Source organism: Fusibacter sp. (assembly GCF_057447755.1).
The window spans coordinates 1-12495 of sequence record NZ_JBVBZF010000089.1 but is presented as its reverse complement, the minus strand read 5'-3'; the positions used below and the strand labels follow the sequence as shown (position 1 = coordinate 12495).

The window sequence follows — 12495 nt, the reverse complement described above, 5'->3', positions numbered from 1 at the left end:
TATCCCAAAATATTAAATCTATAGGCGTAAAATTATGAGAAAAATAATGGTGGCGATAATAATATCTCTACTTGTATTAGGTTCCATGACAGCGACTTTTGCAAGTGAATATGTCGTCAAAGAAGGCGATGGATTCTTAAAACAAAATGAGCCTCCGCAAATGGGCTCATTTTGTTTTATCATTGTTACAACTCACTATTTTCCATAAACATTTTTAAAAGATAGGCCTTATCACTGTCCGAAAACCTAATTTCATAAGTCTGTTCAAGCGTCATAAGAGCCTTGTGCATTAATTCCATTTCAAGTGAATATTGAGACATAAACGCTTCAAGGTCCGCTTTGGGTTTGGTCTGTATTTTTTGAATCAAATTATCCACTAAAAAACTGAGGTGAAGGGCTATGCCGATTTTGACCTCTTGATCAATTTGAACCTTAAGTGCTTTTTCACAGGACTCAATAAAGTGTCTTACTTGGTGTAAAAGTGTAGCACTGTTCACAGCCTTAATGTGCGCCCCTAAAGATTGCTCAATTTTATAAAACAAATCTTCTCGCTCTACGATCTTTGACAGTTGGTCTAATCCATCGCCAGAAAGCAGTTCCACTGCAGAAATATAAGGAATGTCATCTACTTCAATCTCCACTGTACCCACAATGGCAAGTACATCGTAAGCATCCTTATAATAATCAATCATACTGACAAATTCTCTTCTATTTAAGAGGTTGAGACTTACAAGTTGGTAAACACTGTCAAGTTTCAATCTCTCTTGTATGATGTTTTTTAGCCTTTCACTAGCACCTTCACCCGTGAAACATGCTGTGATAATTAAGGGCTTTTTTGGGTGCTTTCGCTCAGGCAGTGTTTTACCTCCAAGCTCAAGACTGGACTTGTAGATCTCAATCAAATCCCGCCCTAGGACTGCCTTTCTACAAGCATCTAGAACTGTTGGCGTACTTGCCCTATCGATGGTTTTCGTCAAGATGCCCGTTTCTTCATAAATCATATCCCCAAAACTGACAAGAGAACCCATATCCACTAAAATCAATACGCCTCTGCCCTTATTGATTTTCTCAATCTTAGATTTTGCCAAATCATACATTGATTCCGGTCGCATTGAAAGCGGCATGTCCAGGGCTTCACAATGTGATGTTCCCACAAGATCATTCACCACCTGTGCCATACTGGTCGCCGTTGAGTTGCCATGCATAATCAGCAATACACCTACCAGATCCTCCGCCTCACCCTCAAGTGCATAGGGATTTGAAGCAAGGAACATGGCCAGATACCCAATTTCATCGAGTGGCGTTTCTATGGCAAAGGTTTGATCAATCTTCTTTGCAATTTCCATTGCCACAACAAACTCATCTGGGTAATTCACACGAATCACATTGAGCTTAGGATGATATATTGGCTGATGACTTCTAATCCGCTCAATGCTCCCCTGAAGGTGTAGCGCCAAACCAAAGTATATCTTCTCGTCATAGACCTTGTTAAGACGCTCCTGTGCATAAGTCAGGATTTCTCCTGTGATGTCCACAATTTCCTTGTCAACCACCTTGGTTATCTCTTCTTTTTTATACTGGTCTGGAATTTCAACGATATATTTTTGAAAATGTTTTTCAATGTCCAAACTCATGATTTGAGTGATTTCTGATTCTGATTTCCCCTCTGCTCTTAAATCCTCTAAACGACTCTCAATACGCTCATAGAAATAGGGTTCATGAAGCGTTTCCTCATTGAGATATGTCTCATCCTCATCGAAATAAAACTTATAGATGTCCTCTTGGTGCTTCAACAGCTTCTCAAGCTCTTGGCGGTGCTCTTTTATTTTCATGGCACCCCTTCTAACTGGCTGTGGTAAATCAGATTGCTCAATTAGGATATAATTTTTGCGCTGTGACTTAAAATTGAGAAAAGCCTTTGCGCAAGAGAGCTGGATATCACTTTTAAGCTGACCAATATTACTTGGACATTCGTATAATAACATGGATTCAAGGGCATTACGGTTAATGTAAATACTCTTGGATAACCTTTTAGATTCTTCTTTTATAAAGGTCTCTATTAACTTATAGCGATCTTTAAGGCCTCGCTCATTAAGGGGTGGGAGTTTTATTGTCATTGGAATTCTTCGTGTAAAGGTTTTTAAAAGTGAAGAGTCGGGGTCTTCAGTTGTGGCAGCAATAATTTGAACGTCAGCTGACTGTCTCTCCTCACTATCACCAAGCCTGCTAAAGTGTCCTTTATCTATAAAGGTGAACAACATTTCTTGCCCCTGATTTGACAAGCGATGTACTTCATCCAAGAACAAAATACCGTGGTCCGCCTTCTTGAGAAGACCATCACGATCTTTCTCTGCGCCAGTATAGGCCCCTTTTTTTACACCGAAAATCTGTGCCATAAGCAGTTGGGGATTTTCACCATAATCTGCACAGTTAAATCTCACAAAAGGCGCATCTTCCTTTAGCATATTTGCTTCCTTGGCAAATTGGTACATGAGTTCAGCAAACATTGATTTACCAACGCCTGTTTCGCCCAGTATTAGGGTATGTAATCCTCTTGGCGGATAAAGAATGGCTGCTTTAGCCTGCTGAATCGGCACATTTAGACTCTTGCTCGCCCCAATCAGCATGTCTAATGAGAACTTGCGCTCAGGCAGATTTCCCTTTAAATTATTTTTTTTGACAGGATCGCCTTGGTCCACTTTAACGGCTTGCACCTCTTCCGAACCCCTGAGGACATATCTTACAGGACGACCTGTCAATTTCACAACTTTCCCCTCTTGGCAAAGCTGGTTCAGATAACGACTGGCATTGGTTCGATCTAGGTCAAGGATATCCGCTACTTGCGAGGCTGTTACCCCTTCTGATTGATGTGCTTTAATATAGTCATAGATTTTGTCCACTTTTTTCATATTTGACAGACTTCCTTTACTCCCATTTGTCTTTTCTCAATTATATCGAACTCCCGTTTACAATTCAAATCTTCTTAACTAAAAAAAGCCAGCACTTGGCTGGCAATATCACAGATGAAACTTTATTTAAGGTCTTAAGACCTTTATGATAATGTTGATTATCCTTCCATAACTTTAACAAGGAACTTGCGTTTACGTGGGCCATCAAATTCGCAGAAGAAAACAGATTGGAACATGCCAAGTTCTATGTGTCCGTTACTTAGGATCAATGTAACCGAACTGCCGAAAATGGAGGCTTTAATATGGGCAGCTGAGTTTCCTTCAATATGCTGATAATGTCCATCTCTTGGAACGAGTTCATTCATTCTATTTATGATATCTTCTTGAACCACTGGGTCATAGTTTTTATTCACAGTTACACCCGCTGTGGAGTGTGGTACATATACCACGATGATACCATGCATAATACCACTATCTTCTACTACTTTTTTGATTTTATCCATAATGTCGATCATTTCATTTTTTTCGCTCGTTTTAATTTCAATAGATTCAAACATATGCCGCACCTCCTAAATACCTTTGTTATTCTATTTATACGGTATTTTTAAAGGCTTTAATCACTTATTTATTTGAATTAATCCCAACGCGTCATCCCTTATTTTTATATGCAAGCATGCGTTCAGCTAAAACCATATAAACTGCCCCCATTATCAATAATATGATCACGGCTTTTGTGGTCTCACTTGAAGTGTGGCCATTGATCATTAAGGATTCTATACCGCTTATAGCCCAACGATGTGGGGTTACAGTCGAAAGAAAAATTAAGGTTTTTGACTGAATAATTTCAAGGGGCCACATACAACCACCCAGCATTCCCATACCAGTCAATATCACTGGTGATATTGCCCCGAGCTGAGACATATTTTTTACCATACTCACAATAAAAAAGCTCAATGAGGTCATCGTAAAGATATAAACCATACTCACTAAAATAATCATGCCAAACTGGCTTCCCCACCTTATGCCAAACAAAAATTTACCTGACAAGATCATGATCGCAATTTGTAATGAACCGATCAAAAATGCTGGCAATATATTAGACAGCAACAATTGAAATCTTGACACTGGCGACACTTTCATTCTATCTAGAGTATGGAGCCTTCTGTCCTCTAAATAATCGCCCACGGTGAACATCAAAGAATAAGTCACAAAGAATAATGTCATCCCCACAGTATAATGAATTTTAGGATCATAATTGCTTAGGGGGTCCGATTTGAAGGTTTGGCGATTCAAGTTGAAAACTTTTTTGGTTTGAGTTTGGTCCCTCACTGTGTTTTTAATGATATTTATAAGGTCATCCCTAGAGACCTTTGTATCCGCATTCTGAGAAATCACTTGATAGACCTTATCCGAATACGAGTTCAGCTCAGCCTGGGATTGCATTTCAGATGCCAGTAGTCGTTCTACTTGATAGCGCTCAACACTGGGTTTGAGTTCTATGATCTTAGGCACATCTTTCAATACAATCAACATGAGGGCTTGTCTTTTCGCAACTTGATCTATGCCCTCTTGATGTGAAACCAGCTTGATGTTAAAACTATCTTCTTGCTCAAGTGCATGAATTATATCTGCATTTTCAACACTGCCTGAAACATCTTCAACTAGTAGAAGTCCTTTATAATCGCCACCAAAAGCATTGCCAAGGATGCCTGCAAGTAAAAGACTCATCATAATCATAATGGCATAGAGTGTAATATTATCTTTTAACAGTCTAAGCTTTAACCTAAGCATAATCGCCTGCCTCCTTTTTCTTAACAATCCAAATTGAAATTGTCGAGAATAGTATGCTAATAATGGTCAGCATAAGGAACTGAGGTACAAGTGCCTTTAATGCCACACCTTTAAAAATTCCCAAGAATAGATCGAGCACCACACCATTTGGTGCAAATATTTTAAGACGACCTACAGCTTTTGGAAGCACCTCTAGGGGAATGTAGCTTCCACCCAATAAGGCAAAAATATGAATCAGCACATTTTCAAAAATATTTGCCACTTTAAATGAATCCTGAGTCAAGGTAATGGCACTTACAAATATACCAACACCACTTACTGCGATTGCACTGAAAAAAATACCAAGCATCATCACCAGTGGCCTATCCCACTGAACCCTTAAAACAAGCTTTGCAAAGATGAGTAAAAAACTCATCTGAATAGCACATAAAATCAAGGTCATCAAATATTTGCTCATCAGTACTTTAAGCCTTGTGATACCAGCAACAGCACTTCGGTTAAGCGTCAGCATTTTTTTCTCCCTGAGAAGTTCTCTTCCAACATAACCTGAAGCGTAGAGTATGAACATTGACATCATGGCAATACTATAGTAAGTAAAACTGTCAATTGGCTTTTCACCATTAATACTTTCTAGCTCAATCTTAGGCATTGTTTCTACTTGAGATGATTCTCCATTTTGATCTTCTACTGCCATTATGTCTTGAAGGCGCGCATAAATTTCTTTCTGGTCCAAATACGGCGTCGCAATTTCAATAAAGGCATTCTTTTGAATAACTTTTGAGCTTAAGGTCTCAAAATAGCCCTTCATGACAGATTCTGCAATTTGAGCTGAATAACCATAGTCTGGATTAGACAACATTTTAATTTCAATCTCATTTCGGTAGGGCATTGAAAAGTTGATGAGCTGATTGTATATAAATCCCTTAGGCAAATAAAAGACTGCCACGATCTCATCACTTAACATGGCCCTTTCCGCTTCCTCTTCTGTCATAATCTCGCTTTTCATTATAGCTTTAACCGCCTGATGGTTTAAAAAGTCATTAAAGAAGAGTGTCTCAAAATCCATCTCTTCAATAAAAACTTCAGGATTAAAATACTGAGAAACCTTGTCAAGGAATTGTGCCGTCTCTTTTTCAGTATCATATTGTATAACAAGCCCTACTTTTACAGGCTCAAATTTGCCACTCTCCTGAAAGCTCCCCTTAAGGGAAAAACTCAGAATTGTGGTTAAAATAATTGGCATTAATATAAATACAATCAAGCTTTTACGGTCTGACATGAGCACTGCGATGTCTTTTTTCAATAATTTTAAGATCATACCGTGCCTCCTAGTCTCTAAGGCCTCTGCCTGTCATATGCAGAAAAACCTGTTCTAAATCTGGCTTTTGAACTTCAAAGGAAACAAGCCCTAAATCCATTGCCATGATCGCTTTTAAAATATCTTTATGACTGTTCCCATTACCACTGGATAAAATAGAGACCTCATGAGGATTTAGAACCTTTACTTGAGTCACCCAATTGACTGCTTTGATGTCATCAATTATATCCGCAACTGGTTTTTCAAATTTTAAATTCATGCCGCTTTGGATTTGAGATTGGTCTAAGAGGGCTTCTTGACTACCACTTGCAATTATTTTTCCATGATCCATTATATAAATTCGCTCACAAATTGCTTCAACTTCTTCCATATAATGACTGGTATAGAGCACACTTATGCCTTCTTCTTTAAGCCTTTTAACCGTTTCTAAAATATGGTTTCTGGATTGCGGATCAATACCGACTGTTGGCTCATCCATAATCACCAGTTTAGGGTTATGCAATAATCCAACCCCAATGTTGATTCGTCTTTTCATACCACCTGAATAAGTATCTACCCTATCTTTTAATCGATCTGCAATGCCAATGATTTCTGAAATTCTATCGATCTGTTCTTTGAGCTTTTTGCCTTTTAAACCATACAAGCCACCAAAATACTTTAAATTTTCATATCCTGTAAGGGTTTCATATAGGGCAATTTCCTGTGGTACATATCCAATGTAGGGTTGAATGGCCTTGGGATTTTTAACAACATCAATCCCATCAAACAATATCTCGCCATAATTGGGTTTAAAAAGCGTCGCTATCATAGATATGGTTGTAGACTTTCCAGCACCATTTGGACCAAGAAGGCCAACCACTTCACCTTTATTTATATGAAGCGATATGCCATCCACCGCTGTAAACTCACCATAATTTTTCTTTAGTGACTTAACTTCTAACATCATTTTATTACCTCCATATTATTGAATCTTAAAATCAAAAGTCTCCATTGGCTTGCTGTTGGTTTCATCTATTATAGGGAAAGCCATTTTTTGAGCTTGTTCTATGTCCCAATTTTGAGTTCTTATTGTGATCTTTTGAGATTCAAACGGAAAATCTGATTCATTGTATTTAATCGTCAAGGTAATTGTTTCTTCGACGATGTAGCCATCAAGGTCAACATATGCAACTTCTTCAAATTGTGAAATGGTCATGTTATCCATTATGGTTTCAATCATTTGACCCAGTTCCTCGCCATCAAAGACTTCACTCTCAGATGGATCCGTGATCGCCCCCTTATTGCCCCCTATATTATGACTGTAATTACCTAAAACCCCTGCAAGCTCATCTTGGTGTTCAAGGAGAAGGCCTTTTACTTTCTCAGCAATGATTCTTAAATCTTGTGTCGTGGGTTTTATTGTGAATCGCGTGGCTTTAACATCACCGTCTTCATTTTTAATGGTGGTTTTTTCACCCACAAAAACATTATCCTTTTGAATTATTTTTCGCCATTCCTCATCCATGGCTTCAACAAGTGTCCCCATAGGATTTGCATCGCTCATGTTTGAGGTGTTTTCAGAATTATAATCATCTCGATTGCCTTGAAGCCTTAGATAATCTTTAAACATTGGCAATTTGATATATTGGTCTCTTTGAGACAAACGATAATAGCTAAGATCTGTTCCCAGGTTGTCATAAAACACATAAAGGTCATAGATTGCCATCTCTTGCGTATAGTCAAACTGACCTGAAAGCTTGTATTTGACGCTTTCGAAGCCCTTAAGCTTATTATAATCGGGCGAGTTCATAAACTGTGCAGAAAAGGTTTGGTCTGATGTGACTTCAATGGCGTGTCTTCCCCTTTGAATGGTGTCTGTTTTAACAAGTGCCTCTTTATAAGCTTCATAATCTGCCTTTCCATAGCACCCTGTCAAGGATAAGGCTAATATGATGAAAACCATAACTTTATTAAAATTTTTCATGACTTTTTTAGAAAACATTTGTAACCTCCTCATGATATGTAATCTATATGTGTTGTGGCTTACTTTAAGTCTATTGCATTTTAAGGCAAATCGCACGAGACTTTTGTCATAAAAAACAAAAAAAGACCATGACAAAAGTCATGGTTTTCATCTAAATTTGATTTTTAATCATTAATATGGCCAGCTGGGTCCTATCTCTTAAATCCAATTTTTCTAAGACACTTGTGAGATGGTTTTTAATGGTCCCTTCAGATAAAAATAAGAGGGTGCTGATTTCCTTATTGCTCAGTCCCTGTGAAATCATCTGAGCGATTTCAAGCTCTCTTGATGTCAGCGTCTCGCGAATTTTATTTTGCACAGCTTCATCCACCACAGCAATATTCTGAACGACCTTTGAGGCAACGCTTGGCTCAATTATGGTCCCCCCCTTGATGGCTTCACGAATGGCTTCTAAAAGCGTTTCAGGAGGGGCATCCTTTAATAAATAACCACTTGCGCCAGCTTTTAAAGTTTCAAAGATGTAGGCGTCCTCATTGAAGGTCGTCAGTACAAGAACTTTGATATCTGGGTGCTCTTTCCTGATCCATTTTGTAGCTTCAACACCATTCATAGAAGGCATCCTGATATCCATTAATATCAAATCTGGCTGATCGGCTGTGGTCTTTAATACCGCTTCTTTTCCATTATCAGCTGTCCATATAACAGCCATATCTTCTTGCATATTGATCATCATTGATAAGCCATTTATAATCCAACTTTGGTCATCCACTATGGCAATTTTAATCATATAGGCCTCCATCAAACTTAACGCTTACTTCGAATCCAGTTTCAACATCATAGGCAAAAAAGGCCGAGCCCCCGAGACTCTCTACTCGAGTCCTGATAAACTTTAGACCATTCCCCTCTTTGAAAGCAGATTCACTTTGATTTTTATCTTTTAACCTGCCATTGTCAATAATTTTTAATAGATATTCATTTGATTTGAGCTTGGTTAGCACCAGCCATATTTCTGAAGCATTTGAATGTTTTGCAGTATTGGTAAGGGCTTCAAGAACTGTTCTATACACCATTTGACGATATTGTTCCTTAAACAAATCAAGATTGACTTCAAACTCAAAATTGATTTTGATCCCAGATTGTTTGGAAAAATCATCTACCTTTTGCTTTAGCTTTGTCATGGTAAAAGTATCACTTGTACTTGACTGCAAGGTCTCTACGGTTTGCCTCGTCAGCCTTAAAATCTCACGCGCATGGTCTGCTGCTTCTTTTGCAAGTGGATCCTTATACTGCATATTGAGCATTTCGTTCTGCATGATCAAGCCCGTCAATTCGTGACCAAGCGTATCATGCAAGGCACTTGCAACTTCAGCACGTTCAGCTACTCTGCTTAGTCTTATGACCTCCGTTTGTGACGCTTCAAGGGCTTCATTTTGCTCTTTAGCCTTATCAAAGGCCTCTTTAAGCATTTTACTTCTCTGGTCATTTTCCATAAGGAGTTTAACAACTTTCTCTTTTTCCTCTTGGTAAAGCTTTGAATAGTAAACACTCGTAATAATCAAGGCCATCATAATTTCCAGAAACACCATTTCAGCTATTACTTCATAATTATAACCGTATGGCAATATCATATAAAAGTTCAAACCGAGAAGCCCCATACTAAGATAACCAATCTTAAGACCATCTTCCCGCTTAATGCTTTGAAAAGCGTAGATGATGATCATTATATAAAAACTCACAAAAACCAAGTTCAAGTTGAACCGCGTCAAATAATTTAGGCCAAATACGAATAGGCACTCTATGACATAAAGCCATTTTGAACCTTTAAGGTGTCCAGCAAGTGAAACCGATAAAGTACCTATTAGCAAAAGCGCCAGATAGAGATATCGCATCCCAGATGCTTTCTCAAAATAGAGTGCGATTACAGAAAGTAAGACCCCTAATAAGGCTCTCGAAATCAATATTCTTTTTCGCATAGGCGCCTCCATTTCATCATCATTTTCACAGTTAACTTATTTTTAATGCCCTAGCCTAAATAGGTTTGAGATAAATGATTCACCACGGTCTGGTCTCCTGAGTGCATTACAAAGGCTGCAATCGCCCCTAGTAAAATCAGGGTCGCAAGCACTGCCAGGATAATTTTAATGGCACTCTTTGGGTATTCACCGATAACTTTGCCAGATTGCCCGTTAATCATAAACTGGAATACTTTATCATGATAGTTAAAACTAGATAGCCAAACCGGCAGCAGTATATGTTTAAAAGTGACGTCATTATACTGTGTTTGGATATTTAGAAATCTTACGGTGTCACCACCGATCCTTTGAGTAATTTCCACTTCAAGGTTCTGATTGATTTCATCTTTACCATCTTCCCAACCTTCTTCCAAGGAGACACTGTAACGCTCCGCAAAAAAACCGGACAAGTATTCAGGTTTATAGCCCACCAACGCATCTAAAGCAAAGGGTTGAATTTTATTGATCATCCGGTCATCAACTTTCTTGGAAGCGCGTATGAGCACATCATCAAAGAATCGACTATAGTCACCACTGACAGGTGTCCACCTTGTCCTGCGCTCTTGGTAGGTTTCCGTTTTACCATTGACGGTCCTGGTACGTGTAACGTAGTAATAATCGCCACGTTGTGCCGTATAATAGGAATAGGTATTGGAATCATAGGTCCAATGTGGAATATAAGTGCCAAGCAGCTTATTGTTCTTGTAAGCATTTTTTAGGTCATTTGGCGCAAACCATCGTTTGGTAATCCACTCTTTAAAATGGTTTCCAGCATCTTTCTCTGTCACTGAGAAAGGCACCAAATACTGGGGGGGAATTGTATTTTCAGCTTCTTGAAATGTAATATGTGATGAACCGCAATAATTACAGAACTGAGCCTGTGTATGTGCATCAAAGATGAGCTCTGCACCACAACTTTTACAAGAAAAGCTCTTGATATCGTCATCATTCCAAGTTCTGACACCCTCAGTCAAGGCCGTTTCAAAGCACCTTTCTTCTATTTCTTTATTATCTGATATTATTTCTTTTTCCGTACCACAATAAGGACATTTTAAATTGCCACCCTGGGGATTAAAAACCATATTTCCTGCACAGGATGGACAAGAAGTCACAAGAGAGTTCTCGAAGTGTGTCTCCGCCGACTCTAAAACCTCATCATCGTCTATGTCTAGATTTTGAATATTTTCTACATCGAGACTTTGTTGCACCTGCTCTTCATTTCTTTTTTCAGACATATCAAACTCCTAGGCTTTAGTAGATTGACCACAATGCGGACAGAATTTTGCATCTGGATCAATCTTTTCATCACAATGTGGGCACTTATTTTCTACCACTTGACTTGCACCACACTCCATACAGAATTTTGCATTAGGATCAATTTCATGACCACATGAAATGCATTTTTTGATAAAACTGTAACCGCATTCAGAACAGAACTTAGCACCCTTTCTGTTCTTTGCGCCACAGCTTACACAGTCCATCATTTCAGCCTGAGATTCCTGCACATGAGAGGCTGATGGATTCGGAGAAGCCATGGCATCTGCCATTACCTTGCCAATCCCTGCACCTGCACCCATACCGGCACCCATACTCGCAAGACCACCGCCGGTGTTTTGAGCTGCATCTCTGATAGCTTCAGCTGTTTGGAACTTCATGTACTGATTCAAATCGCCAAGTGCACCCATTTCAGTGCGTTTATCTATTGCCTTTTCAACTGACTCAGGAAGTGATAAATTCTCCACTGCGAAATCTGAAATGATAAGACCGTAGACACCGAATCGATCTGTAATTCTTGCCATGGCAAGCTGACCAATTTCATCGTATTGTGTCGCTAGGTCCATAGCAGGTATTTTCGCCTCTGCAATCACATCAGAAACACTTGATACAATCAAGCTTTTTAAATGCTCGTTAATTTGATCCACTGTAAAGAATTTGTTGGAACCAAAGACTTCCTTTAAAAAAGTTACCGCATCATTCACTCTGAAGGAATATACACCAAACCCTCTCAGTCTCAAGATTCCGAAATCAGCATCTCGCATCATAATCGGATTGATAGTCCCCCACTTTTGATTGGTGAACTGCTTGGTATTTACAAAGTAAACATCTGTCTTAAAATGATTTTCAAATCTAAACTTCCAATTTGAAAGTGATGTGAAAATAGGCATTGTCTCAGTATGTAATTCATATTTTCCCGGCTCATAGACATCAGCGATTTGACCTTCATAAACAAAAATCGCCACCTGTGAAGGTCTGACAATTAACTGTGCACCTTCTTTAATCTGTTGCTTATCCACCATCGGAAATTTATAAACCATAGTATCTTGTGAAGTGTCTTCCCAATGGATAACCTCTAAAAATTCACCCTTTAAAAAATTAAATAATCCCATTAAATTACTCCTTTATCATCTATTTTTTTAGCGCCTTAAGATTCTTATATTATATTTTACCATTACAGAGATTACATTTCTATAAACAGAGTCTTAAATGTTAACTCATCTTTGT

General features: G+C 38.6%; 10 protein-coding genes. All 10 read right to left on the bottom strand.

The features are described from left to right. Positions 1–185 precede the first annotated feature (185 nt). Positions 186–2909 (bottom strand): sigma-54-dependent transcriptional regulator, encoded by a 2724-nt coding sequence (locus tag AC220I_RS11545; RefSeq protein ID WP_486723986.1) that lies wholly within the window; start codon positions 2907–2909, stop codon positions 186–188. Between the two features lie 158 nt (positions 2910–3067). Beyond that, positions 3068–3466 (bottom strand): secondary thiamine-phosphate synthase enzyme YjbQ, encoded by a 399-nt coding sequence (locus AC220I_RS11540; RefSeq protein WP_486723985.1) that lies wholly within the window; start codon positions 3464–3466, stop codon positions 3068–3070. 91 nt (positions 3467–3557) lie between these two features. Further along, positions 3558–4700: an ABC transporter permease gene (locus tag AC220I_RS11535; protein ID WP_486723984.1), complete on the bottom strand. Its 1143-nt coding sequence runs from the start codon at positions 4698–4700 to the stop codon at positions 3558–3560. Then, positions 4693–6018: an ABC transporter permease gene (locus AC220I_RS11530; protein ID WP_486723983.1), complete on the bottom strand. Its 1326-nt coding sequence runs from the start codon at positions 6016–6018 to the stop codon at positions 4693–4695. Before AC220I_RS11530 ends, AC220I_RS11535 begins: the two co-directional genes overlap by 8 nt. 10 nt (positions 6019–6028) lie before the next feature. Further along, entirely contained in the window at positions 6029–6964 is a 936-nt protein-coding gene (locus AC220I_RS11525; RefSeq protein WP_486723982.1) for an ABC transporter ATP-binding protein, read from the bottom strand. 15 nt (positions 6965–6979) lie between these two features. After that, a complete protein-coding gene (locus tag AC220I_RS11520) occupies positions 6980–7999 on the bottom strand; it encodes a hypothetical protein (protein ID WP_486723981.1) in 1020 nt (339 codons plus the stop codon). A 133-nt stretch (positions 8000–8132) separates the two neighbouring features. Beyond that, positions 8133–8768, bottom strand: coding sequence for a response regulator (locus AC220I_RS11515; RefSeq protein ID WP_486723980.1), 636 nt, complete (start codon positions 8766–8768; stop codon positions 8133–8135). Beyond that, positions 8761–9954 carry a sensor histidine kinase gene (locus tag AC220I_RS11510; protein WP_486723979.1) on the bottom strand — a complete coding sequence of 398 codons (1194 nt, stop codon included), beginning with the start codon at positions 9952–9954 and terminating at the stop codon, positions 8761–8763. Before AC220I_RS11510 ends, AC220I_RS11515 begins: the two co-directional genes overlap by 8 nt. 50 nt (positions 9955–10004) lie before the next feature. Next, complete coding sequence (locus AC220I_RS11505) at positions 10005–11228, bottom strand: TFIIB-type zinc ribbon-containing protein (protein ID WP_486723978.1); 1224 nt, start codon at positions 11226–11228, stop codon at positions 10005–10007. 9 nt (positions 11229–11237) lie between these two features. Further along, positions 11238–12380, bottom strand: coding sequence for an SPFH domain-containing protein (locus AC220I_RS11500; RefSeq protein WP_486723977.1), 1143 nt, complete (start codon positions 12378–12380; stop codon positions 11238–11240). Positions 12381–12495: the final 115 nt, after the last annotated feature.